15 protein-coding genes and 1 tRNA gene are annotated in these 25,628 nt (G+C 69.9%); 10 read left to right on the top strand and 6 right to left on the bottom strand.

Features of this window, described 5'->3' with window-relative positions; translation table 11 throughout:
• The first annotated feature begins 275 nt into the window (after positions 1-275).
• From ABZ858_RS30790 to ABZ858_RS30765, 6 genes are all read left to right on the top strand, one after another.
• On the top strand, positions 276-473 hold the full coding sequence (locus ABZ858_RS30790) for a hypothetical protein (protein ID WP_361385891.1): 198 nt from the start codon (positions 276-278) through the stop codon (positions 471-473).
• Positions 474-739: 266 nt separating this feature from the next.
• Positions 740-3,586, top strand: coding sequence for a type I DNA topoisomerase (topA, locus tag ABZ858_RS30785; RefSeq protein ID WP_361385888.1), 2,847 nt, complete (start codon positions 740-742; stop codon positions 3,584-3,586).
• Between the two features lie 324 nt (positions 3,587-3,910).
• A complete protein-coding gene (tmk, locus tag ABZ858_RS30780) occupies positions 3,911-7,435 on the top strand; it encodes a dTMP kinase (RefSeq protein ID WP_361385885.1) in 3,525 nt (1,174 codons plus the stop codon).
• A gap of 106 nt (positions 7,436-7,541) precedes the next feature.
• Positions 7,542-8,747, top strand: a complete 1,206-nt coding sequence (locus ABZ858_RS30775) for a DNA polymerase III subunit delta' (protein WP_361385882.1) — start codon at positions 7,542-7,544, stop codon at positions 8,745-8,747.
• Positions 8,748-9,127: 380 nt separating this feature from the next.
• Positions 9,128-10,663 (top strand): alpha/beta hydrolase, encoded by a 1,536-nt coding sequence (locus tag ABZ858_RS30770; RefSeq protein WP_361386032.1) that lies wholly within the window; start codon positions 9,128-9,130, stop codon positions 10,661-10,663.
• Between the two features lie 107 nt (positions 10,664-10,770).
• Positions 10,771-10,847: transfer RNA gene (locus ABZ858_RS30765), tRNA-Thr, on the top strand.
• Positions 10,848-11,724: 877 nt separating this feature from the next.
• Here ABZ858_RS30765 and ABZ858_RS30760 read toward each other — a convergent pair.
• Together ABZ858_RS30760 and ABZ858_RS30755 are read right to left on the bottom strand one after the other, a co-directional pair.
• On the bottom strand, positions 11,725-13,869 hold the full coding sequence (locus ABZ858_RS30760) for a hypothetical protein (RefSeq protein WP_361385878.1): 2,145 nt from the start codon (positions 13,867-13,869) through the stop codon (positions 11,725-11,727).
• Positions 13,866-15,779 (bottom strand): AAA family ATPase, encoded by a 1,914-nt coding sequence (locus tag ABZ858_RS30755; protein ID WP_361385875.1) that lies wholly within the window; start codon positions 15,777-15,779, stop codon positions 13,866-13,868. The genes ABZ858_RS30760 and ABZ858_RS30755 overlap by 4 nt, the downstream gene beginning before the upstream one ends.
• Before the next feature lie 139 nt (positions 15,780-15,918).
• Here ABZ858_RS30755 and ABZ858_RS30750 point away from each other — a divergent pair, with 139 nt between their 5' ends.
• Complete coding sequence (locus ABZ858_RS30750) at positions 15,919-17,193, top strand: site-specific DNA-methyltransferase (RefSeq protein ID WP_361385872.1); 1,275 nt, start codon at positions 15,919-15,921, stop codon at positions 17,191-17,193.
• Between the two features lie 380 nt (positions 17,194-17,573).
• On the opposite strand, the gene ABZ858_RS30745 is transcribed toward ABZ858_RS30750, so the two are convergent.
• Together ABZ858_RS30745 and ABZ858_RS30740 are read right to left on the bottom strand one after the other, a co-directional pair.
• Positions 17,574-17,795 (bottom strand): helix-turn-helix domain-containing protein, encoded by a 222-nt coding sequence (locus tag ABZ858_RS30745; RefSeq protein WP_361385869.1) that lies wholly within the window; start codon positions 17,793-17,795, stop codon positions 17,574-17,576.
• 223 nt (positions 17,796-18,018) lie between these two features.
• Entirely contained in the window at positions 18,019-18,267 is a 249-nt protein-coding gene (locus ABZ858_RS30740) for a hypothetical protein (protein WP_361385866.1), read from the bottom strand.
• A 544-nt stretch (positions 18,268-18,811) separates the two neighbouring features.
• Here ABZ858_RS30740 and ABZ858_RS30735 point away from each other — a divergent pair.
• Together ABZ858_RS30735 and ABZ858_RS30730 are read left to right on the top strand one after the other, a co-directional pair.
• Positions 18,812-19,045 (top strand): DUF397 domain-containing protein, encoded by a 234-nt coding sequence (locus ABZ858_RS30735; RefSeq protein ID WP_361385863.1) that lies wholly within the window; start codon positions 18,812-18,814, stop codon positions 19,043-19,045.
• Between the two features lie 218 nt (positions 19,046-19,263).
• Positions 19,264-20,073, top strand: a complete 810-nt coding sequence (locus ABZ858_RS30730) for an SAM-dependent methyltransferase (RefSeq protein WP_361386029.1) — start codon at positions 19,264-19,266, stop codon at positions 20,071-20,073.
• Positions 20,074-20,145: 72 nt separating this feature from the next.
• Here the strand turns inward: ABZ858_RS30730 and ABZ858_RS30725 are convergent, their stop codons facing one another.
• The gene (locus tag ABZ858_RS30725; RefSeq protein WP_361385860.1) at positions 20,146-20,973 is read right to left on the bottom strand and encodes a helix-turn-helix transcriptional regulator; all 828 of its coding nucleotides are present in this window, start codon (positions 20,971-20,973) and stop codon (positions 20,146-20,148) included.
• Positions 20,974-21,403: 430 nt separating this feature from the next.
• Between ABZ858_RS30725 and ABZ858_RS30720 the strand changes: the two genes are divergently transcribed.
• Entirely contained in the window at positions 21,404-23,938 is a 2,535-nt protein-coding gene (locus ABZ858_RS30720; RefSeq protein WP_361385856.1) for an NB-ARC domain-containing protein, read from the top strand.
• Positions 23,939-23,955: 17 nt separating this feature from the next.
• Here ABZ858_RS30720 and ABZ858_RS30715 read toward each other — a convergent pair.
• Positions 23,956-25,628: hypothetical protein (locus tag ABZ858_RS30715; RefSeq protein WP_361385853.1), on the bottom strand; the 1,673-nt coding region annotated here is incomplete at its 5' end.

Raw genomic sequence — 25,628 nt, 5'->3', positions numbered from 1 at the left:
GGTCCGTGGTCAGCCGGTCCGTAGTCGGCCGATCTGTGGTCAGCCGGACCGTGGTCAGCCGGTCCGGTCTGTAGTCATCAGCCGGTCCGGTCTGTAGTCAGCCGTCCTCGACCATTTTTCGGTCATCCGCCCGTGCGCGCGGACCCTGCCCGCGCCGCCGCCGGCGGGGTGGAGCGGGGCACCCGGCCGCCTCGCGTTCACCGCGGGTTGGCCCGCCCGTCGCCCGGGGGTGCCAGCCTCCCCGACCGGAAGGGTCGGGGCGGGAGGGGACGTACATGGAGAGTGGTCCGGCGATCTTCACGGGGACGGTGTTCGCCCTGTTCGGAGCGGTGCTGCTGGGGTGGACGGCGGTCCGGGTGCGGCATGGGGAGCCGGTCGCGCTCGGGGTGCCCCGGACCGTCTCGGCGGCCCTCGCGACACTGGCCGCCCTGGTCGCCCTGGCCCTCGGCGCGTGGTGCCTCACCCGCCTGTGAGAACCGCCGCGGCCCTTCGCGCCCCGTATCCGGCGGCTCACGTTCCGCATCGGCCCGAACCGGCCGGTGGACACGCCGGGCGGCAGGAAGGGCGGTAGTCGGGTTACCGTTCGAGTGGCCGTTGCGGGCTTTTCCCGTTTGACACGGGGGCGGGATGTACCGTCACACTCCGCAGCGTCAGCACTGCCCGGCCCCGGGAACCCACAGCCTGGGGAGATCCAGCGAGACACAGCGAGACCCAGCGTCGACCGGAGAGAAGAGCGAAGTTGTCCCCGACCAGCGAGACCGCACAGGGCGGCCGCCGACTCGTCATCGTCGAGTCGCCTGCCAAGGCGAAGACGATCAAGGGCTATCTCGGCCCCGGTTACGTCGTCGAAGCGAGCGTCGGGCACATCCGCGACCTTCCGAACGGGGCCGCGGAGGTCCCCGAGAAGTACACCGGCGAGGTCCGCCGCCTCGGTGTGGACGTCGACCACGACTTCCAGCCGATCTATGTGGTCAACGCCGACAAGAAGGCCCAGGTCAAGAAGCTCAAGGACCTACTGAAGGACTCCGACGAACTCTTCCTCGCCACCGATGAGGACCGCGAGGGCGAGGCCATCGCCTGGCACCTCCAGGAAGTGCTGAAGCCGAAGATCCCGGTCAAGCGGATGGTGTTCCACGAGATCACCAAGGACGCGATCCGGGCCGCGGTCGCCAACCCGCGCCAGCTCAACCAGAAGCTCGTCGACGCCCAGGAGACCCGCCGCATCCTCGACCGCCTCTACGGCTACGAGGTCTCGCCGGTCCTGTGGAAGAAGGTCATGCCGCGGCTGTCGGCGGGCCGCGTGCAGTCGGTGGCGACCCGGCTCGTGGTCGAGCGGGAACGCGAGCGCATCGCCTTCCGCTCCGCCGAGTACTGGGACCTGACGGGCACCTTCTCGACCGGCCGCGCGGGCGACCTCTCGGACCCGTCGTCCCTGGTCGCACGCCTGCAGTCGGTCGACGGGCGGCGCGTGGCGCAGGGCCGCGACTTCGACTCCCTCGGGCAGCTCAAGAGCCCGAACACCCTCCACCTCGACGAGGCGAACGCCCGCGCGCTCGCCGCCGCCCTGGAGAACACCGCCTTCTCCGTCCGGTCCGTCGAGTCCAAGCCGTACCGCCGCTCGCCGTACGCCCCGTTCCGTACGACGACGCTGCAGCAGGAGGCCAGCCGCAAGCTCGGCTTCGGTGCCAAGGCCACCATGCAGATCGCGCAGAAGCTGTACGAGAACGGCCACATCACGTACATGCGTACGGACTCCACGACGCTGAGCGACACGGCGATCACCGCCGCCCGCGCCCAGGTCACGCAGCTGTACGGCGCCGACTACCTGCCGCCGCAGCCGCGCACGTACGCCGGCAAGGTCAAGAACGCGCAGGAGGCGCACGAGGCGATCCGTCCCTCGGGCGACCGCTTCCGCACGCCCGCCGAGACCGGCCTGACCGGCGACCAGTTCAAGCTGTACGAGCTGATCTGGAAGCGGACCGTCGCCTCCCAGATGAAGGACGCGACCGGGAACTCCGTCACCGTGAAGATCGGCGGCCGGGCGGCCGACGGCCGGGACGTCGAGTTCAGCGCGTCCGGCAAGACGATCACCTTCCACGGCTTCCTCAAGGCGTACGTCGAGGGCGCCGACGACCCGAACGCCGAGCTGGACGACCGCGAGCGCCGGCTGCCGCAGGTCGGTGAGGGCGACGCGCTCGGCGCCGAGGAGATCACGGTCGACGGGCACGCCACCAAGCCCCCGGCCCGCTACACCGAGGCCAGTCTGGTCAAGGAGCTGGAGGAGCGCGAGATCGGCCGCCCCTCGACGTACGCGTCGATCATCGGCACGATCCTCGACCGCGGCTATGTGTTCAAGAAGGGCACGGCCCTGGTGCCGTCCTTCCTGTCCTTCGCCGTGGTGAACCTGCTGGAGAAGCACTTCGGCCGGCTCGTCGACTACGACTTCACCGCGCGGATGGAGGACGACCTCGACCGCATCGCGCGCGGCGAGGCGCGGGCCGTGCCGTGGCTGAAGCGTTTCTACTTCGGTGAGGGCACGGGCGAGGGCGGCGCCGCGGACGCCGGCAACGGCGACGGGGACCACCTCGGCGGCCTCAAGGAACTGGTGACCGACCTGGGCGCGATCGACGCGCGCGAGGTGTCCTCGTTCCCGGTCGGCAACGACATCGTGCTGCGCGTGGGCCGTTACGGCCCGTACATCGAGCGCGGCGAGAAGGACACCGACGCCCACCAGCGCGCCGACATCCCGGACGACCTGGCCCCCGACGAGCTGAGCGTCGACCTCGCCGAGGAACTGCTCGCCAAGCCGAGCGGCGACTTCGAGCTGGGCACGGACCCGGCGACCGGCCACCAGATCGTCGCCAAGGACGGCCGCTACGGCCCGTACGTCACCGAGGTCCTCCCCGAGGGCACCCCGAAGACGGGCAAGAACGCGGTCAAGCCGCGCACGGCCTCGCTCTTCAAGTCGATGTCCCTGGACACCGTGACGCTCGACGACGCGCTCAGGCTGATGTCGCTGCCGCGTGTCGTCGGCGCGGACGCCGAGGGCGTCGAGATCACCGCGCAGAACGGCCGCTACGGCCCGTACCTCAAGAAGGGCACGGACTCGCGGTCGCTCCAGGCCGAGGACCAGCTCTTCACGATCACGCTGGAAGAGGCGCTGGCGATCTACGCCCAGCCCAAGCAGCGGGGCCGCGCGGCCGCCAAGCCGCCGCTGAAGGAGCTGGGCGAGGACCCGGTCAGCGCCAAGCCGGTCGTGGTCAAGGACGGCCGCTTCGGCCCGTACGTCACCGATGGGGAGACCAACGCGACCCTGCGCTCCGGCGACAGCGTCGAGACGATCACGCCCGAACGCGGGTTCGAGCTGCTCGCGGAGAAGCGGGCGAAGGGTCCGGCCAAGAAGACCGCGAAGAAGGCGCCCGCCAAGAAGACGGCGGCGAAGAAGACGGCGTCCACGGCCGCGAAGAAGACCACGGCCAAGAAGGCGGCGGCGAAGAAGACGACCACCGCGGCCAAGAAGACGGCCACCGCGAAGAAGACCGCCGCGGCGAAGGCGACCGCCGCCGCCGAGGCCGCGGACGACTGAGGCCGCCGCCAAGGCCACGGCGGACTGAGGCCGCCGAGGTCACGGAGGACTGAGCGGGGCCGGACGGACGGCGCGGGTCCGGTCCCGGGGCGGTGCCCCGCGGGCCGGGCGGTCCCGGGGGCAGTGCCCCGGCGGACCGGGCGGTCCCAAGGCAGTGCCCCGGCGGGGCGGGCCGAATCTCTCCGGCCCTTCGTCCCCGTCGTCTTCACGACTTGTCCACCGTACGAACGCCCCGGTATCACGTCCGTGCGACGTCCGTGCCGGGGCGTTCACACGTTCGTATGGTCACGACGTGTTGTCGGTGCGTCCCGATAGGCTGAACGCATGACGCGAGCCGAGCAGCCAACGGCCCACACCCCGGCCCCCGACGACGCACCCGACGACGCCTTGGTGGCGGACTCCCGCGAGCGCGCCGTCCGCGCCCTGCTGCGCCGCCCCCAGCTCAGGCGGCTGTGGAGCACCCACCTGGTGGGCAGTATCGGCGACACCCTGGCGCTGCTGGTGCTGGTGGTGCTCGTCCTCCAGGCCGCCGTCGCCCAGGGCACCTTCGGCGGCGGCTACCGGGGCGCGGCGTTCGCGGTGGCGATCGTCTTCGGGGCCCGCATCCTGGCGACCCTGCTCTTCGGAGCGGTCCTTTTGGGCCCGATCACCGCACTGACCGCCCAGGAGGGCCCGCTCGACCGCCTGTGGACCATGGTCGGCGCCGATGGCGTACGCGCCGTACTGCTGATCATCGCGCCGCTGTGGATCGACTGGACGCCCGGCAACGCGCCGGTCCTGCTCCTGGTCACCGTGTTCGTGACCGGGATCGCCGAGCGGCTGTGGACGGTGTGCCGGGAGAGCGCGGCCCCCGCGCTGCTGCCCGCCCCGCCCCCGGAGGGCGCCACCGTGCGCCCGCTGCCTGACCACCTCGACGCCCTGCGCCGCCTGTCGCTGCGCACGAATTTCCTGGCGATCCCGCTGGCGGCCGCCGCCCTGGTCGTCGCCTCCCTGCTCAACAACCTGCTGGGCACCGGCGTCGCCTGGTTCGACCAGCACCACGCCGCGCTCGGCGCCTATGTCGCGGCCGGCCTGTTCGCCGCGTCCCTGTCCGTGCTGACCTCCCTGGAGCTGCCCGGCACCCGCACCCCGCGCGCGCGGTCCCCGCTGGAGGGCCTGCGCCGCCCCCGGACCGGCACCGGTGTCGACAAGGGCCGCACGGGCGCGGTCCCGCTGCTCGTGCTCGCCTCCGCTTCGGTGGCCGGCGCGATCGCCGCCGCCGTCGCCGTCTGCGTGCTGCACGCCAGGGACCTGGGCGGCGGCCCGGTGCTCTACGGGCTGGCCGTGCTCGCCCTGACCGGCGGTGTCGTGGCCGGTATCCGTACGGCGCCGAGGGCGCTCGTCACGCTGTCGCGGCGCCGGCTGCTGGCGCTGGCCATCGCCGTCACCGGTGTCGCGCTGCTGGCCGCCGGACTGATCCCGGACGTCACCACCGATCTGCTGGTCCTCGCCCTGGCCGGGGTGAGCGCGGGCATCGCCGCCAACACCGGGCACACGCTGCTCGACCTGGAGGCCGAGGACTTCCGCCGGCCGCGCATGACCGAGCACCTGCACGCGGTGGTGCGCGTCTTCGTGGCCCTCGGCGCCGTGCTCGCCCCGGTGGTCGCCGCCGGGATCGGACCGCACCGGCTGGAGAACGGCCGGTTCGTGTTCGCGCACGGCGGCGCCGCCTTCACGCTGATGCTGGTCGGCGCGCTGCTGCTGCCGCTGGCCGCGGTGGTCCTCGCCAAGGTCGACGACCGTTCCGGCGTACCGCTGCGGCGGGATCTCGTCGACGCCCTGCGCGGCGGCGACGACCCGGAGACGGCGCCCGCGGAGTCCGGCTTCTTCATCGCCCTGGAGGGCGGCGACGGCGCCGGCAAGTCCACCCAGGCCGAGGCGCTCGCCGACTGGATCCGCGCCAAGGGCCACGAGGTCGTTCTCACCCGCGAGCCGGGCGCCACGCCGGTGGGCAAGCGGCTGCGCTCGATCCTGCTGGACGTCTCCTCGCAGGGCCTGTCGCACCGCGCGGAGGCGCTGCTGTACGCCGCCGACCGCGCCGAGCACGTCGACACGGTCGTCCGGCCCGCCCTGGAGCGCGGCGCCGTGGTGATCACCGACCGGTACATCGACTCCTCCGTCGCCTACCAGGGCGCGGGCCGCGACCTGTCCCCGACCGAGATCGCACGGATCTCCCGCTGGGCGACGAACGGGCTGGTGCCGCATCTGACGGTCCTCCTGGACGTCTCCCCGGAGACGGCCCGCGAGCGGTTCACGGAGGCGCCCGACCGCCTGGAGTCGGAGCCGGCCGAGTTCCACGCGCGCGTGCGGACCGGTTTCCTGGCGCTGGCCGCCGCCGACCCCGGGCGGTACCTCGTCGTCGACGCGGGCCAGGAGCCCGAGGCGGTGACCACGGTCGTCCGGCACCGGCTCGACCAGCTGCTGCCGCTGTCCGAGGCCGAGGTGAAGGCCCAGGAGGAGGCGCGCAGGCAGGCCGAGGAGGAGGCCCGCAGGAAGGCGGAGGAGGAGGCCCGGCGCAAGGCCGAGGAAGAGCGCCTGGAGCGGGAGCGCCAGGAGCAGCTCGCCCGGCTGCGCGCCGAGGAGGAGGAGCGCAAGCGGCGCGAACTGGAGGAGGCCCAGCGCCGCGAGGCCGAACGGCAGGCGGAGGAGGCCCGGCTGCGGGCCGAGGAAGCGCGCCGCCGCGCCGAGGAGGAGCGCGCGCGGCTGCTCGCCGAGGAGAAGGCCCGCGCCGAGGAGGAAGAGCGGCACCGGGCCGAGCAGGAGCGGCTGCGCCAGAAGGCGGCGCAGGAGGCCCGGCAGCGTGCCGAGGAGGAGGCGCGCCGCCTGGCGAAGCAGCGCAAGGCCGAGGAGGCCCTGCTGCGGGCGGAGGAGGCCCGGCGGGCGGCCGAGCAGGCCGCGGCCGTCGCCCAGTCGGGTCCGCGCCGGCCGGAGGCGCCGGCCGGCCCGCCGTCGGACGCGGTGACCGTGCCCACGCCGGTGGTCACGCCGACGAACGCGTCGGGCGGGCCGGCGGACGAGACGGCGGTGCTGCCGGCGGCCGGGGACGGGGCCTCTGGTCCGGGCGCCTCCGGTGCCGGGATCACTGGTTCCGGAGTCTCCGGGTCCGGGGTCGCTGGTTCCGGGGCACCGGTTTCCGGGGCGCCCGACTCCAGGGCCTCCGCTTCCGAGGTCCCTGATTCCGAGACCCGCGGTGCTGATGCCGAGACCCGTGATTCCGAGGTCACGGCCGAGCTGCCGCAGCCGCCGGTGCCGTCTCCGGCGCCGGGTGCGGCGGACGAGACCGCCGTACTGCCGCCCGTGGCGCCCGCCGGGGCGGCCGACGAGACGGCGGTGCTGCCGCGGGTTCCGCACGGTGACGGCGCGGGACCCGCCGACGAGACCGCGGTGCTGCCGCCGGTGCCACCGGTGCGGGGCGGGGACCCGGCCCAGGCGGCGGGCGGGGCCCGGGACGAGAACGTCGCGGACCGGGTGCCGCCGGGGTACTTCCGGGACGAGCGGCCGTCGGCCGCCGCCCGGCCCGACGGTTCCGACGACCGTACGCGCGAGCTGCCCCAGGTCGAGGACGACGGCGGCGTACGGCGGCGGCCGCGGCCGGACTGGGCCGAGGAGACACCGCTCGACGACCTGCCGACGCTGGCGGACGAGCTGCTGGGCCCGCACGAGGCCGACGACTACGCCGGCGGGCGGGGCGGCGGCCGCGCGGACGGCCACGATGACGGCCGTGGTCATGTTCATGGTCACGACGATGGCCATGACCACGGGCCGGGGTCCGGGTCCGGGCGTGGCCGGGGTCGCGGACGCAAGGGCTGAGACGAGGCACGACGGAGGAGACAGGGGTCCGGCGGTCCCGGCTGTCAGTGGTCGCCCGCACAATGGAGGGCGCACCACGAACCATGACGGAAGGGCGGCGTGACCCATGAGCGTGTGGGACGACCTCGTCGGGCAGGAGAAGGTCGGCGGACAGCTGGCCGCCGCTGCCCGGGACGCCGACGCCCTGGTCACGGCGATCGCCACCGACGCCCCGCCGCCGGAGGCGTCGAAGATGACCCACGCGTGGCTGTTCACCGGGCCGCCCGGCGCGGGGGTCACGCAGACGGCGCGCGCGTTCGCCGCCGCGCTGCAGTGCGTGAGCCCCGACCGCGCCCTCGGCGGCAGCCCCGGCTGCGGCTTCTGCGACGGCTGCCACACGGCGCTGATCGGTACCCACGCCGACGTCACCACGGTCGCGGCCGTGGGCACGCAGATCCTCGCCGAGGACATGCGGGACACCGTGCGCAAGTCGTTCACCTCCCCGGCGAACGGCCGCTGGCAGGTGATCCTCGTCGAGGACGCCGAGCGGCTGAACGAGAAGTCCGCCAACGCCGTCCTGAAGGCCGTCGAGGAACCGGCGCCCCGCACGGTCTGGCTGCTGTGCGCCCCCTCGATCGAGGACGTCCTGCCCACGATCCGCTCCCGCTGCCGCCATCTGAACCTGCGCACTCCGTCGGTGGTGGCGGTCGCCGACATGCTCGTCCGGCGCGAGGGCATCGAACCCGCGGTCGCGGCCGCCGCCGCCCGTGCCACACAGGGCCACGTCGACCGTGCCCGCCGCCTGGCCACCGACCCGGCCGCGCGTGAGCGCCGTACCGCCGTCCTGAAACTCCCGCTGCGCCTCGACGAGATCGGCGGCTGCCTCCGGGCGGCCCAGGAACTGGTCGACGCCGCCGCCGACGACGCCAAGGCGCTCGCCGAGGAGCGGGACGCCAAGGAGACCGAGGAACTGAAGGCGGCGCTGGGCGCGGCCCAGGGCGGCCGGCTGCCGCGCGGCACGGCGGGTGTGATGAAGGACCTGGAGGACAAGCAGAAGCGGCGCCGTACGCGCACGCAGCGTGACAGCCTCGACCTCGCCCTGACCGACCTGACCGCCCTCTACCGCGATGTGCTCGCCCTCCAGCTCGGCTCCCGGGTGGCGATCGCCAACGCGGACGTGGGGGACACCCTGGAACGCGTCGCCGGCGGCAGCTCACCGGAGTCCACGCTGCGCCGGATCGAGGCGATCGCCGCCTGTCGCGACGCCCTCGACCGCAATGTGGCTCCGCTGCTGGCGGTGGAGGCGATGACGATGGCGCTGAGAGCGGGCTGACGGGCGCTCTCCGGCGGGGCATCCGCCGGTGCCCCGTGGAGTCACTCGTACGGGGCATGGAGCCGACGAAGCGCACTCGGGCGGTCGCTGAGAGTTACGCTCGCAGGATGTACTTCAGGCGCGCGCTTCGTCCGAGCCCGAGCGGTCCACCAAGCCCGAGCAGTTCACCGGACCTGAGCAGTTCACCGGACCTGAGCAGCCCACCGGGCACGTGCCCCGACGGCAGCCGTCCGGGCGGTCACTGTGGCGGCGGCCGGGACGGGACCCCGGTGAGCGGCCCGGTGAGCCGCTCGGTCCGCTCGGTCCGCCCGGTCCGCTCTGCTCGCCGGGGCCTCCGGCGGCCCCCGGCGGCCGTACGCACGGCGGCCCGTACCGGTGGCTTGTTCCTGGTGGCCGCCTCCCTCTTCGTCTCGGCCTGTTCCACCGGCCGGGCGCAGCACCGGGCGGCGCCCGCCGCGGAGGCGGTGCTGGCCGCGCTGCCGCGCTCCACGCCGGCCGCCCTGACGTCGTACTACGACCAGAAGCTGACCTGGCGCGACTGCGGGGTGCCCGGCTTCCAGTGCGCCACCATGAAGGCGCCGCTGGACTACGCCAAGCCGTCCGCGGGCGACGTCCGGCTGGCCGTGGCCCGCAAGAAGGCCACCGGACCGGGCGGCCGCCTGGGCTCGCTGCTGGTGAATCCGGGCGGGCCGGGCGGCTCCGCCATCGCCTACCTCCAGCAGTACGCCGCCCTCGGCTACCCGGCGGAGATCCGCGCCCGCTACGACATGGTGGCGGTGGATCCGCGCGGGGTCGCCCGCAGCGAGCCCGTCGAGTGCCTGGACAACCGGGACATGGACACGTACACGCAGACCGACGTCACCCCGGACGACCGCAAGGAGACGGACGCGCTCGTCGGGGCGTACCGGAAGTTCGCCGAGGGCTGCGGCGCCCACGACCCCAAGCTGCTGCGGCACGTCTCCACGGTCGAGGCGGCCCGTGACATGGACATCCTGCGGGCCGTCCTGGGCGACCGGAAGCTGAACTACGTCGGGGCGTCGTACGGGACGTTCCTCGGGGCGACGTACGCCGGGCTGTTCCCGGACCGGACGGGCCGCCTGGTGCTGGACGGCGCGATGGACCCGTCCCTGTCCGCGCGCCAGATGAACCTGGACCAGACGGCGGGCTTCGGGACGGCCTTCCAGTCGTTCGCGAAGGACTGCGCAAGCCAGAGCGACTGCCCGCTCGGCGGCCGGGGCACGACACCGAAGCAGGCCGGCGACCGCCTCGCGGCCTTCTTCCGCACGCTCGACGCCCACCCGATCCCGACCGGCGACCCCGACGGCCGCAAGCTGGGCGAGGCGCTGGCCACCACCGGCGTGATCGCGGCGATGTACGACCAGTCCGCCTGGCCGCAACTGCGCGGCGCGCTGAACGCGGCGATGAAGAAGAACGACGGCGCCGGCCTGCTGGCCCTGTCCGACAGCTATTACGAACGCGACTCCAGCGGCCACTACAGCAACCTCATGTACGCCAACGCCGCCGTGAACTGCCTGGACCTCCCGGCGGCGTACTCCACCCCCGCGGAGGTCGAGAAGGCCCTGCCCGCCTTCGAGAAGGCGTCCCCGGTCTTCGGCAGGGGCCTGGCCTGGGCCTCCCTGAACTGCGCCTACTGGCCGGTGAAGCCCACCGGCGAGCCGCACCGCATCGAGGCGAAGGGCGCGGCCCCCATCGTGGTGGTCGGCACCACCCGCGACCCCGCCACCCCCTACCGCTGGGCCCAGTCCCTGGCCCACCAGCTCTCCTCGGGCCGCCTGCTGACCTACAACGGCGACGGCCACACCGCCTACGGCCGCGGCAGCCGTTGCATCGACTCCGCGATCGACACCTACCTCCTCCGGGGCACCCCGCCGACCCAGGGAAAGCGCTGCTCGTAGCCCCGCCACCCGCCCCGGAGCGCTTCCTCCGGGGCGGGTACGAAGCACCCCCGGAGACTGTGTAGACTTACCGACGTTGCCGATCGCACCCCAGGTGCGGGCAGCGCGCCGCTTTAGCTCAGATGGCCAGAGCAACGCACTCGTAATGCGTAGGTCTCGGGTTCGAATCCCGAAAGCGGCTCCATCAAACCCCAGGTCACATAGGTCGTGACCTGGGGTTTTTGTTGCTCGGGGCATGCGACATCACGCGGCCTGGGTGCCGCGACTTTGCTTGCGTGAGCGGAGCCGCTCGGGGATCTACTTCTTGGGGTTACGACGCGTGGCCTTCTTGGCGGCCTTGGTCTGGGCTTTCGCCTTGTCCTTCTTCGGCTTGCGACCCTTGCCCTCGCCGGTCGCCTTGGCCGCAGCCTTCCTAGCTTTCTCCTTCTTGGCCGCCTTGCGCGCGGCCTTCTCGGCCTCGGCCTTGCGCTGGAGAGGGACGAGCTTCGCGGTCGCCTCGGCGGCGCTCTTGCCCCACGTGGGGGAGCACGCTTAAGGACTTCACGGCGCGGCACTGTCCCCCCTCCGCTGGCCCCGTCCGTCGACTCGACGACTGGCCCGCTCCCGTCCGTGGCACCTTCACCACATTCGCCCAGACGACGGCTTCGCCTTTCCGTCCCAGAGGACCCATGTTGGTCGGAGCCGAGTGTCAAGCAGCCGCTCGCAGGCGTCAGCGGGCATCGGCATGCGTCTGCCACGGACGCCCACTGCCAGATCATGCAGCAGTCCAGTTCCCTGCCAGGACGGCTGTTGGGGCCGATATGTAGGGCGCGAGTTCGCGTTCGCATCTGTCAGCGCGCCTCTTCTGCCCGCGTGACCGTACCAACTCATCTCGGTGCACGCGTTGCGTCAGAATAGAACCCTAGAACCCTCTTCCGCAGCGCAGTCGCGGCGATGGCGCACAACTTGGCCCGACGAAGCCCTTATCGGTGTCATTTCTGAAACTTCCCAGATCGAGAGTGGGACAGTTGACTCCGTCCCTCGACAGTAGGTAGGGAGACGGCCGGAGTAGTACTCGGCGTCTACGGGAGGTTTCCTGCACTGTCACCCGTGTCGTAGTCAGCGGTCTCGACGGGTGGACAGACGGCGTCGATTACCTGCGCCAGAATTCTGTCTTCGCTCACCACAAGCTGCCAAAGTCCTGTCCAAGCCTGTCGTTGCAGGACGTGACGGTGAGCGGCCGGATTGCGGAAATTTTTGCTGATTCGCCTAAGTGGAAGGATGAGCTCGCCGATAACGTCCGCATTAAAGCCAGATTCTTCGATGTATGTCCGGACCGCGAGATGTTTAGGCTGCGGATTGTTGATTCCCTTGAGGCTATCTTCGATAAGGCTGATAGTCGCTCCAAGAGTTGCTTTGTTGCAGCTTTCTTGGAGTGCTGGATCATATGCTGTAGCAGGGGTAATCACCCAGTCATGCAAGACGCTTTCGATGCTGGCACACACTCCAATCACAGGGCCGGAGTAGTCGTTGATCGTCTCGGAGGAGGATTCAGGGCCGGCGAGTAGAGCGAAACCGATGTGCTCGGCGGTAGCAAGCATGACTTGCGCTTGGTTGCCAAGGGCCTGCCAGCGCGAGTCGCCCAGCGCTATGCGGACTCGATGACGTGACTGGTTGAGGAGATTGGGCGGGATCGTGTCTGCGTATGCTCGAAGCTCGGCCTGCTTTGCACGGTAGAAGCGCTCAGGTTCGTCGCTATCGGACTCTTCGTCTGCATATAGGTCCAGGCGCGGGATGTTGAGCATGCTGAGGATATCTGTCACCAGCGGCGCTAGAGCACTCATGCTCGCAGCGAGCGCAGCGGGGTTTAGCCGGACCGCGTACAGTGCTCCGCCGTTGAGAGCGTCAGAATCGTCAACATCAGGACCACCTGCCCGATACAAGTAGCTGGTTAGGTCGTCGGTGTCGGTGGTCTGGAACAGGATCGCACCGAGCGGATAGCTGGACAGACCGAAATTTTCTAGATAACCGAGGATCTTGTATAGCTCTTCAGTGGGAGGTCCACCACGCTGGCGCAGCTTCGGGTCGATTACCGCAAATCGTTCGGAGACTGGATCGCCGTGCCGAACCGCCCGGATGATCATGTCGGGTATTCCCCCGAGTGGCACGCCGTCATTGCGGCGCCAACGCGCTCGACGTTCGGGGGCCACACGAGGAAGAGATCGCTGAAAATAGAGCTGGAACGTGCCCGCGTATTGATGCCATGTGTACGCCGGCTCCCCGCCCCGCCAGCCTGGGTTCAGATCTGGCACAGGCGCCACGAGTTGCCTTGAGATTTCGACCGCAAGGATCCTGAGGCACCACAATTCGAACAAGCGGGTGTCAAATTGTTCACCGTAGAAGTCCCACTCCAGGTCGCCAGAGTCGACTACGGGCTCGCCCGCCAAGACACATTCAACCCAGTGGACCAGCTCGGCGTAGGGCGCAGCGTTGGCGATCTCGCGGCGGTTGAGCCGCTGCTTTACCGACGTGATTAGGTCGCGTTCAGCTCGGTGGTGCCGTACTTGGGCCGACGCAGGGATGCACGCCATCAGCCAGGGCAGACGTAGGGCGCGCTCCAGCGACTGCCGCTCCTCCAGGTAACGACGATGCTCGGGGCCAGCGGGGGGCACTCGGACTGCCGCCACGCTTGCCTGCAGTTCGCGGAGCAGCCATCGGGTGGCATAGGCAGCAAGGACGTTTTCCGGAGTGTGCTCGGTTCGCCGGACAGTCAGCACCGGGTATGTTGGCACATCTGCGACCGTGCCAAGCCGCATGAGGTAGCGGCTAACGTCGAGCTGTCCGGCTACTTGCCCAATGCTCTCTTCTGGCCGTAGCTCGTAACGGAAGGTCGCCCGGCCAGCAATTTGGTTGAGGATTTGCCCAATGCGCCGTGCAGCGGCGAGAGCGACCCGCAGTCGTAGCGCTTCTAGCAAGGTACCTGGGGACTGCTCGATGCCCGAACCTGCGGCGTTAGTGTTCTTGTGACCGAGCGCAGCTTGCGGAGTCAGTGGCTGATTCCCTGTGGCGAAGTAACGGCCGACAACCGAAATCGCTGTGGCGATGGCAGCTTGCCGCGCCGCCGGGCTCAGAGCGCCGCCGCGGCTGATTCGCTCTGCAGAGCCGTCTTCTGCACCACTCTGCGCCATCCCCTCGCTGTCATCGCCAGCGGGCATAAGGGTGTTCACGGCATGTGGTGGGGGTCGGCCAGGTGGCGAAGTGCGTGAGCTGCGACAGCGAAGCCCTGGGCCTCGAAGAGCCCAGCGAACGCCTGCCATTCGTTGCCCACGCCTGCCATCTGGGGCACGAGGCGGTCGGCCACGGCATCATCGACCACGGCAGCCAGGTCAATGTCTGGGTTGCTCGCCCGCTGCAGCAGCATCAGTCGGAGGACGTCAACGATCTGTGCGGTGCCCACAGGCCATCCCGGCCCTGTGTCGGGATGGCGCAAGCCATCGACCACGCTCTGCAAACGCTTTAGCTCCTCTTCGCACGTCTGGCTTGCTTCCTCAAGAGAGCCTGCGGGCAGGTCATGGCTGTACGTGTCCTGGAGCCAGCGATGGGCTGATGCGAGCGCCTGGCGCAACTCTTCAGTGATTGGTTGATCTGTGCTTGCGCGCTCCGTGGGCACCCCTACGGTTACGAATTGAAAGCGTCTGGTCAGGCCCTGCGACATCTGATTGACGAAGGAAGTGTCCAAATCGTTCATTGTCCCGATGATCCGGAAGCGAGCCGGAATCCAGAGATTTCGTCGGTCTGGCGTGGATTCGAACCACAGGTCCACTGGTGTCGCCTGGAGATGCCGGGCGTCGCAAGAGGACAGTACGGTGAACAAGGAACCGATCGCTTTATCGATGTCGGCTCGATTGAATTCATCGATGAATAGCCAGGCAGCCTGGTACCCGGAGAGAGACTCGTCGCCCGCTTCCGCCTCGGCTTTCTCCCCTTCGTCCTGCCGGACGACTTGGGCGCACTGTAGGGCGGCACGGGTAACTGCGCCATGGTTTGCGCTCAGTCCACCATCGGCGGCCGGGCGGAAACCACCGACGACGTGATAGGGGGACCATTCGCTGGTGGCAGTGGTTTCGATCAGTTGGACCTCGAAGGCGTCTGCGAGTAGACGCGCCAGCGTGGTCTTGCCGGTACCTGGTGGGCCTTGGAGTATCAGGTTTCCTACAAGAAGGGCGTTGACGCTGCGCCGTACCAAGCGTTCGGCATCTGGCAGCGCCATATGGGCATTTGCAAGACTCTCCAAAACCTGGTGCGTCAGGGCATCGACGTCTACATCGCGCAAGGGGTAGTGGCACACATCCTGTGTCCAGGTGAGTCCCTCGTCCTTCTGCTGCTCGGGCGGCTCTTCGTGCTCAACCGGCCTCAGAGTTTTGTCCTCCTGCAATGGCTCTTCTTTAAGGTGGCTGGGAGCTGGAGGTCGGAGCGCGGAGTGTTCGATCAGCTCGGGGCTCCATTCAGGGTCCCCCAGTACCGGGCAGCCAAGCTTCCCATCTGCAGTGATTCGTGCGAATTCATGGGTGCTCAACCCGAGTTTCTGGCTAGCCTCTTCATGTAGCTGCTCGCGGGTAGGCTCGGCATCCCAAAGGTGTTCACGGGTGAGGAAGAGGGCCAGGGCGTCCCTGCGGGGCAGCGGTGCGTCGTCACCGATTCCCTCGAGCAAGACGTCGATGGCGTCTGGCCGTAGCCCATGCTTGAAGTGTTCCTGGTTGAAGAGGACCCTCTGTGTCCCTTGCCGGGTTCCAGTGTTCCAGACTGTGGAACGCCCAGAGTCGGTAATCTTCAGCCAGCGGCCCGAGGCGCTGGAGCGCACGAACGGGTTGATGCGGCCATGCTCCCGGTTGTCGGGCAGCAGGACGAAGAGGTCGTCCACGGCCTGGTTGACGCCATTGATTGTCCTCGGGTAGTCCGCGGCATGAACCCAGCAGGCGGCCAGGAACGTGGACATCCAGTTCGACCGATGCTTGTTATCCCCGGCATGCTCGGCCAGCTGGAGCAGGGCCTGCTCCAATGCCTTCTGTGAGCAGCGCAACATCTCTCCCCGTGCCCGGCCGCGGTCATACGGCAGTCGATTTCGTCTGGTTTGCACACAGCTACCCTGATCGCGGGAGGGCTGCTGCGTCCAGTTGACACAGGGTAGCGAGGATGCCGCGACCTTATGCTGGTCGGCTCACGCCTTGCGATAGGGTTCGACGACCAATACCGCAAATGTGACGGAGGGGAATCCCGTGGCTACCGCCTCAAGCCCTCGGCTGCCCGACATCAAGCCGAAGACGCCTGTAGCTACGCTGGACCGCTCCGCCTGGGCACAGCGCACCGAGCAGTTCTCTGTCAAGGAGGTTGCTCCTGTCGTGGGCATGTCTCGGGTGTTCGTTCGGCGGGTTGTGGGGCACGGTGGCGATCTGTCGGTCGACGATGTCCTGCTGCTGTTGGATCAAGACGCATTCAGCGAGACCTTCGTCCCGCGCAGCATGGTCCTTCCGTACCTTATGTCCACTGGTGCCGAGTCGGCTCCGAAGCCGGACGTCGTCGAGCCGCCGACCTACGCTCTCATCGAAGGCAGTGTTCTGGATCACCTGGATCGCCTGCCGGCTGGTTCCGTGCAGTGTGTTGTGACGTCATCCCCGTATTGGGGAGTGCGAGTCTACAAAGACGCCACCACGGTCGTCTGGGCCGATGGAGAGGAGTGCGTGTACGGCCACGAGCAGACTCCTGAAGCCTTCGTCCGTCACACGGTGCAGATCCTGCATCACTTGCACTCTCGGGTAAGTGCTAGCGGCTCGGTCTGGTGGAACCTGGGTGACACTTACAACACCCGGACTCAGATCCGCAGCAACGCGGCTGAGACGCTTCAGGCGATGCAAGGCAAGGATGGCCGGTCCTGGGGTGACTATGATTGCCGCCGATACAGCGCTGGGCACTCGTACCTTAAGGATGGGGAACAGTGCATGATCCCCTCGCAAGTAGCGGAGCGGGCCAGCCGGATTGGCTACTACGTCAAGAGCATCATCAGTTGGGTCAAGACGAGCAGCACCCCCGAGCCGCAGAACTCGCGTGTTAGCAGGGGGATGGAGTACGTCCTTCACTTGTCGACGACCCGTGCCCCCAAGTTCAACAAACTTGCCTACCGCACTACGGGACCCGCTTTGGGTGGTCGTAACATTGGCTGGGAGTCTGACAAGTTGTCAGACGTTTGGGTCCTGCCTACGTCCAGCGGTCGGGGCGGGCACGGTGCTCAGTTCCCCACCGCCTTGCCCGGTCGCTGTATCGCTCTGAGCACGGATGTTAACGACCTGGTGCTCGACCCGTTCGTAGGGAGCGGCAGCTCTGGAGTTGCGGCCCGCGCCCTCGGACGGCGCTTCGTCGGCATCGATGTGTCCCCCAGCTACCTAGCCACGGCTGAGGAGGCAATTGCAGCAGTCCCCGAGAGTGGGTTCACGGCCGCTGCTGCCCCGGTGTCTGCTGGGACGCCTCAGCTCCTCCCAATGACTGGTATCGCGTAGTTGTAAGGGCGACTCGTCGCCAAGGTGCAGATTGCAGCCTGGCGAGGGTTCTGGCGAATCTCGCCAATCGTTTCAGGGCCGTTGTGAGAAGCTTCTGATGCGTGAGCCGTGCGTGAGCGGACGGGGCGGTACAGGGTGGACTGGCCGATACGAGGACGCGGGAGCATGAGGCCCTGACCTGGGGCAATGGGATTCTGCGGCACCGTCCGGCACCACCCGGGATGATCTTGCAGGCCCTCGTAATGCGTAGGTCTCGGGTTCGAATGCCGAAAGCGGCTCCGAGACGGCCCAGGGCAGACATTCTCTGTCCTGGGTCTCTGTGCTTTCCCGTATCGATCCGTAGCGGCCAGGGCTGCGTTCGAGGTGGGAGTTCTCGTCGCCTAGTCGCCCGGTGCCTGGATGCCCGTACGCCGTCGTTGGTCTTCTCTGACCATCAGGAGGACGGTGGGGTCGGCGCCGCAGGTGCGGGCGAACTGTTCGAGCAGGGGGCGGTCGGGGAGTTCCGCTCCTTCGAGGAAGCGGGCGAGGCCGCGGGGCGAGACGCCCAGTCTGGCCGATACTTCCTCCGGCGGTAGCTGTGCCAGCAGGAGGACGCGCTCCATGATCTGTCCTATGTGCCATCGGGGAGGCGGGGGTCCTTCGTCATGGTCCATGTGAGGCGGCCCTGATTCGACGATGGGTGTTTCGACGCTGTTCGTGGTGCTCGCGCATCTGGACCGGCGGACGCGGCTCAGCCTGGCGTGTGCGGGTACCGGACGGCCGCTCCATGGCGAAGCGGTGAAGCGGCGAAGTGGCGAAGTGGCGAAGCGGCCGTCCGGTCTTCCGTCAGTCGTTCTTCAGCAACCGGTAGAGCTGGTAGCCCTGGGAGGCCAGGCTCAGCGCCACCGTGATGTAGTCAGCCGACGAAGCGGACGGCTCCCGCAGCGGCAGAGCTGTGCCGATCGCCTGCGTGACCACGGCCAGCCGGTGGGTGAGGCAGATCGAGCACGCCGCGTCTCGTAGGTGGCTGCTAGCCTCTCTCGCGCGGGCGAACGTGCTTCGCTCGCCGCCTATACGGTCAGAAGAGGACGTCATGGACGTTTCTCCTTTGGTCGGAGGAAACGCAGGGCCCTGGCGGCGACGGCCTCGAAACTGTGCAGCCAGGGTCCTGCGGCTGATCAACTGACCAGCCGCATCAGACGGTAGCGGGCACAACGCCCCCGTCCGGCCGCTCACCGAGCCCCTCGCCCGCCGCATTCAGGTGCCGGCTGCGGTGCGAAGGACGCCGCCGTTTCAGGTACGCGGGAGTCGGTAATGGCGGTCCGCGATTGCTGTTGCCCGGATCGGCTGGGAACTCGTGTGTTTGCCCAGGTCACGGGGTCTGGCTACGGGTAGCGAACATATGCCCAACGCATTTTCCCTTTCGTGTCCGAGGTCGAGGAGTCCTGTCTCCGGGCCGCTGCGACGGTATGGAGAGAAGTCGGCGCTCGTGTGCACTTGCGCGCCGGCGCACTTCCTCGGGACTCGAATCTCTGCTGCCCGGGGCATGACCGGCGCGGCGAACGGTCATACTCTTACCGATCGCAGCCATGCAATTGCATGCCTGCAACGGGGAAGCAGAAACCGCGGAGGTGGCGTGATGGCGCAGCCCAGCACCGTGCGAGTCGGAACTGCGAACACGGGGTTCGCCTGGAAGAAGAGTTCGTACAGCGGCCACAACGGCGACTGCGTGGAATGGGCCGAGGCGGGCAATGTGGTGGCCTTCCGTGATTCCAAGGACCTTCAGGGGTCCGTGATCTCGGTAGGTCGCCGGACGGCCTCGGCCTTCCTGTCCGCACTGACGGGCGGCCAGGTGCGCGGAAGCTGGCTCTGAGGTCGTAGTTCGGCCACCTCGCACCTGGCGAGGTGGCCCCGCCGGACCGGGGCGCAGTGAAGAGTCGCGGCGGCTCTGGAAGAGTCCGGTGGTGACGGGCCATCATGGGTCGCGTGCAACTGCACGCACAGAGCGGTCAGTTCGGACCACCGCACGCCGGAGCACAGTGACAGAGGGGGGATGTCCACGTGGATGGCGTAGGCAAGAAGCCGGAGTTCCTGGACGAAGGGGTTACTGATTTAGGCCAAGATCGGCCGCACAGTGCCCGCATGTACGACTACTACTTGGGCGGGAAGACCAACTACGCGGTGGACCGGGAGGCGGCCGAGGCCGTCATCCAGCGGTTCCCGGCGATCCTGACGACGGCCCGCATCAATCGCGCGTTCATGCACCGGGCCGTCCGCTTTCTCGCCGCGGAGTGCGGCATCCGCCAGTTCCTCGACATCGGCAGTGGCATCCCCACCGCACCCAACCTCCATGAAGTGGTGCAGGCGGTGGACGCGCGATGCAGGGTGGCGTACGTCGACACGGACCCGATCGTCCTGGCGTACGCCGACTCGCTCCTCACCAGTTCCCGGGAGGGCAGGACCAGCTACCTCGAAGCCAGCGTCACCGACCCCGAGGCGGTCATCGAGGCCGTCGAGGAAGACGGGTGCCTCTCGCTCGACGAGCCCGTCGCGCTGACTCTGCACGCCCTGCTGCACTTCGTCCCCGACGACCAGGACGCGTACGGGGTCGTGGAACGGCTCCTCGCCGCCCTCCCGAGCGGTTCGTACCTCAGCCTGTCGCACTGCACCGGCGACTTCGCCCCGGAGTCCTGGCAGGCCATCACGGACCTCTACACGCAGAAGGGGACCCCGGCCCAAGTGCGGTCCCACGCGGAGGTGTCGCGCTTCTTCAACCACCTCGGACTCGTGAAGCCGGACCTCGTCGTCGCGCACCGCTGGCGACCTGAGCCGGCCAGTGGGCCGAGCTTGGTGACCGATGCCGACGCGTCTCTCTACGCGGGCGTGGCGAAGAAGGAGTGACTGTTCCGTCCTGCGGGTGCGGCGGCTCGGCCGTCACTTCTTCTGCTTTTACTTCTTCTAGTACTTCTTCTTCTACTTCTTCGCAAGAAGATCCCGGAGCCTTCGCTGTGACCGCTTCTTGGTCAGGCTGGCTTCGAGGAGACGGTCGAAGCCCTTGCTGCGGTGGTCCACCTCGTCCTCCTCCTGGCAGACAAGGCCGCCCTCGTCACGCTCCTCATAGAGGACCGTGGGGAGTAACTCCCCTTCGAAGTCGAACAACATGGTCTGCCCGATGCCTGTCGGTGTGTTCAGGCGCGACAGTTCGACGAGGTGCAGGCTGAAGCGCTGGTCGTCGGACAGCTCGACCAAGTGGGCGAGCTGTTCCCGCATGATCTCCCTGGTTCCGAGGCCCCGGATCAGCGTCACCTCGTCGAGCAGGCACAGGTACTGCGTCGACTGGAAGTCCCGGAAGCGCGCCTGGCGCTGCAGCCGGAACTGCACCCGCTTCTCGACCTCCTCCCCAGGAGCCGCCGGCATCCCCAGCCGGATCGCGGCACGTGCGTAGTCGGCCGTCTGGAGCAGCCCGGGCACCCGGTCGCGGTCGTAGACCCGGATGAGCTTGGCCCCCTCCTCCAGCGTCACCAGGGTGAGCAGCTTCTCCTTGACCACTCCCCGCCATTCAGGCTCCTGCCACCACCGACGTTGGCTGGCGTTCTCCAGGACCCCGAGGAGGTACGCCCCTTCTTCCGGCGTCGCCCGGTAGATCTGGAGGGCCTTGCGGACGGTCTGGGGCTTGCACGGGGTCTCGCCGGTCTCGTTGCGGGACATGACGTACGTGGAGAGTCCCAGCAATGCGGCTGCTTCCTTCTGGGAAAGGCCCCGGGCCTTGCGAAGCCGCCGCAGTTCGTGGCCGACTACCATGTGCTGCGCTTTGGGAACAGCCTTGTGGAGTTGCCGAACCTGTCGCCGATCCTGCGCTTGGGCTCCCACTTGCTCTCCTTGATGAACAGCACTACTGAGGGGGGTTGAGTTGGACGCGACAACCATCGTGCAGTACACCCGGCAGTGGTACACAGTAAATCGGATAAGCAGCCCAATTGTGTCTATGTGTTCGATTTACGGGGCTGTCCGAGGAGACTCCTGGTAGCCGGTCGGTCGATCAGGTCAGTCGATCGGGTCGGTGATCAGGCGGTCGGTCGACCGGGTCAATGGCCTCACCGGGCGCGGCGAGCGCCTCTGCCGCCTCGGCCGGGCGGCCGTCGACACGGCCTGGCGGGAAAGGGCTTCTTGGGCTCGCGGCTGATCGATACGATCGGGCTCGGGCTCAGCGGGCGAGTTGGGGGAGTCTTGCGTGGAACCCTTCATGGGAGTGGTGCTGCAGGCCGTCGGTACGGTCGCCTCGGGGGCCTTGTCCGGGGCGGGCGGGGAGATGGGCAGGCGGACCTCGGAGTCGCTGTTCGGGCTGCTGAACCGGGCGCGCCCGGAGCCCGTGGCGGTGGGCGCCGGTGGCCGGGGGAGCGGGAGTCCGGCTCCCACGCTGCCCGTGACCGAGGCGGAGCAGCGGGCGGCCGCGTTATGGCTGACGGAACTGGCGTGCAGCTCACCGGAGTTCGCCCGTGAGGTGACGCGGTGGGTCGACGAGGCCGCGTGGGTGGGGCCCCGGGCGGTGCCCGCCGTGACGGGGCGGGTCGCGCCGCCGCGCACGCTGCCGCCGGTGACCTCGGTGTTCACGGACCGCGAGGACGTGACCGAGACCGTCACGCGGCTGCTGGAGGAGACCGGCCGTCCGCAGGGCGCGCCGACGGTCGTCGTGCTCACCGGACCCGGCGGCATCGGCAAGTCCGCCGCCGCGGTCAACTGCGCGCACCTGCTGCTCGAACGGTTCCCGGACGGCGCGCTCCACGTGGACCTGGCCGGTGACTCGGCGGACACGGCGCTGTCGCCGTCCGAGGCGCTGGCCCGCTTCCTGGACCGGCTCGGCGTGCCGTCCGCCATGGCGTCGGGCGACGAGGCCCGCCAGCGGGACCTCTACCGCGACTGCACGGCCGGGCGGCGCATGGTGGTCGTCCTGGACAACGCCCACTCGGACGCCCAGGTCATGCCCTTGCTCCCGGCCTCCCCGGACTGCCTGGTCCTGGTGACCAGCAGGCGCCGCCTCGACCGGCTCGTGGCCGCCACCGGGGCCCGCCACCTCACCCTCCCGCCGCTCTCGACCGAGGACTCGGTCCGCCTGCTCACCCGTATCGTCGGCCAGGAGCGGACGGCGGACGCGGAGACGGGCGTACGGGCCGTGGCCGAGGGGACCGGCGGAATCCCGCTCGCCCTGTGCACCACGGGCGCGCGGCTGGCCGTACGGGAGCACCTGGCCTGGGAGCGGGTGGCGCGGCAGCTGTCCGGGCGGGACGCCGGCGACGGCGGGGAGGGCGCGGCGATGCGGGACGGCACCCCCGAGGACGACCCGGTACGGCTCGCGCACGACGGCGCGTACCGCGAACTGGCGCCCCGGTGCGCCGCGCTCTACCGGGCGATCGCGGTGTGGCCCTGGCCCACGGTGACGGTGCGGTGCGCGGCGCACGCGGCCGACGTCGGTGAATCCGAGGCCCGCGTGCTGCTGGAGCAGCTGGCCGATGTGCATCTCCTGGAGGAGGTGGCGGAGGAGCGCTACCGGTTCCACGACGTGGCCCGGGCGCTCGCCCACGACCTCGCCGCCGCCGAGGACGGGCACGGCCGCATGGCCGCCGCCGTGCGCCGGGTGGCCGTCGGGCAGCTGCGGTTCGCGGCGGGCGCCGACTTCCGGGTCATGCCGGGCCGCTGGCGGCTCGGTCCCGCCTACGCCCCGCTCAGCCTGCCCGAGCACCGCGACCCCGCCGACGGCAGGCGCGCGCTGGCCGAGCTGCGCCAGGAGCGGGAGAACCTCGCCGCGGCCGTCCGCGCGGCGGCCCACCACGGTTTCGACGATCTGGCCTGGCAGTTGTGCGAGGCGATGTGGGGACTGCACCTGCGGCTCGGGTTCCACGAGCAGTGGGTCGACACGCACCTGCTGGGCGTCGCGGCCGCCCGGCGCGCCGCCGCCGAGTTCGGCGACCGGCGGGCCGTGGGCCGGGTGCTCGTCCAACTGGCCTTCGCCCACATGGGACTCGGGCGCGCCGCCGAAGCCGAGCAGGCCCTGACGGAGGCGGCGGCCGCGGACGAGTCCTGCGGGCACCACCGCGGGCAGGCGAGCGCCGTCGAGGCCCTCGGGCTGCTCCACCTCAAGCAGTGGCGCTGGGCCGAGGCCGAGCAGTGCTTCGAGCGGGCCGGTGGCGTCCTCGCCCGGATCGGGCAGGGCGAGGAGGGCTGGAAGGACCTGCCGCGCGCCCGCGCCCTGCTGGACCACCACACCGGGCGCGCGCAGGCCAGGCAGGGGCGCTTCGCGGAGGCGGTCGGCCGGCTCAACGCCGCGCTCGTGCAGTTCCGCGAGCTGCCGGACGGCGGCGACCGCTACAACGAGGGCCGCGTCTACATGAGCCTCGGAGAGACGCACCTGGAGGCCGGGGACACGCACCTGGCCCTGGTCTGCCTGGACAAGGCGGTCGACACGATGACCGGCGAGGGCGCGGAACCGCAGCTCGCCCTCGCCCTGGAGCTGCGCGCCCGCTGCCATCAGCGCGCGGGCGAACCGGAGGAGGAGCAGGAGGACCTGCGGGCCGCCGCGCTGCTGTACGAGCAAGGGGGTGACCGGCTCGCCCTGACCCGGGTGCGGGCTCTGCTGGCCGAGCCGGATGGGCCGGACAGGTCGGATGGGCCGGACAGGTCGGATGGGCCGGACAGGTCGGATGGGCTGGCCAGGTCGGACAGGTCGGATGGGGCGGACGGGTCGGATGGGCCGGACGGGGCGGGGGGCTGATCCCCGTCCAGGGACTGTCAGGCAAGCCCTGAGCCTTGGTCTTGGTCCTGGTCCTGGTCCTGGTCCTGGTGCGGCGGAGGCGGTGCCAGATGCTCGACGCGGACGTGATGGGCCGTCCGCCCGGTGCGTACGACGATCTCGGGGGCGGCCTCGGCCAGGGGCCTGCCTCCGGACGTCCAGGCGTACAGCGCGGACGCGTAGGCGGCCGGATCGCACAGGTCGGGCCTGCCGTCCGGGCCCGGCCGCGCGGTCAGTCGCAGGAGGGTGCCCTCGCGGGTGCGGACGGCGCAGGTGTCGGTGCCGTCCACGTAGACGGCCAGAGCGCAGTACGGGTACCGGGTGAGCGTCTCCGTCGTCCAGGCGCTCGGCGGGCCGACCCGCGGGTCGTCGGCGGGTGCGTGGCGTACGACGACGTCGGCGATGCGCAGTCGGCTGATGTGCGGGGTGTCCTCGTCGACCACGGTGTGGGCGGCGTCCGGGACGGCCTTGGCTGTCGTGGGCTCGGACGTCGTGAGACCGGCTGTCGCGGGTTCGGCCGTCGCGCGACCGGCCGTCGTGGGCTCGGGCGCGTCCTCGTCGGTGGTCCGGCGGATCACCGTGATCTCCGGTGGAGTTCCGGCGAGCACCCGCGTCAGCGCGCGTATCGGTGCGGTGCGCCGGGCCGGGGTGTACGGCGGCAGGGGCAGCGGGTCGAGCAGCGCCGGGCGGTCGTCGGGCTCGGTGAGGTCCATGAGGCGGTAGAAGAGGCGGCGCAGCAGCGTGCCCGACTCGCCGGGGGAGGAGGTGGTCTGCGCCGCCAGTTCCCGGTACCGGCCGGGGTCGTGCGAGGCGATCACCTGGTCGATCTGTGCCCGCAGGCCGCCCGGGCCGCCGTGCCGGACGAGCCGTGGAGCGGCGCGGACGAGGGCGGCGACGGGGGAGTGCGGGTCGAGGGTTTCCTCGGGGAACGCGCCGAGGAGGACGGGGACGCCGATGGACGCGGCGTAGTACGTCACGCTGCCGTGGTCCCCTATGACGCAGTCGGCCGCTATCAGCGCCTGGCGCCAGCCGTCCAGGGGCGGGATGAGGTCCAGGCCGGCCTGCCGGGCGTGGTCCAGCCATGCCCGGACCTGGCCGGGGCCGTGGCCGTGCCAGATGTTCGGGTGGAGTACGGCCGTGGTCCGGTACTCGTCGGCCGGCAGGTCGCGGGCCAGGCGGGACAGGAGCCAGGGCAGCAGGTCGCCGGTCTCGGTGCCGTCAGCGCCCTTTGTCCTGCCCTGAACTCCGGTCGTCCTGCCCTGGTCTGCGGTCGTCCTGTCCTGGTCTCCGGGCGGGCCGCCGAAGAGGGAACGCGCCGACCAGGTCGAGTTGACCACGATCAGCCGCTGTCCGGGCCCGACGCCCAGGGCTCTGCGGAAGCGGTCGCGCTGGGGGAGTGCGGCGAGGATGCGGTCGTAGCAGGGATCTCCGCCGAGGACGGCGGTGGGCGCCGCCTCGGGGCAGTACTCGCTCAGCCGCTCCAACTGCTCGGGATGGGACAGCACCGTCGCCGCGGCGAGCGGCCGGCCGTCGACGAGCAGCCAGCCCGACGACATACCGAAGACCGGGTCCGGCGTCCGGCGTCCGGCGTCCGGCGTCCGGCGTCCGGCGTCCGGCGTCCGGCGTCCGGCGTCCGGCGTCCGGCGTCCGGCGTCCGGCGTCCGGCGTCCGG

The sequence above is a fragment of the Streptomyces sp. NPDC047017 genome, from assembly GCF_040644175.1.
GTDB lineage: Bacteria > Actinomycetota > Actinomycetes > Streptomycetales > Streptomycetaceae > Streptomyces.
This window is presented reverse-complemented; position numbering and strand designations above follow the sequence as displayed.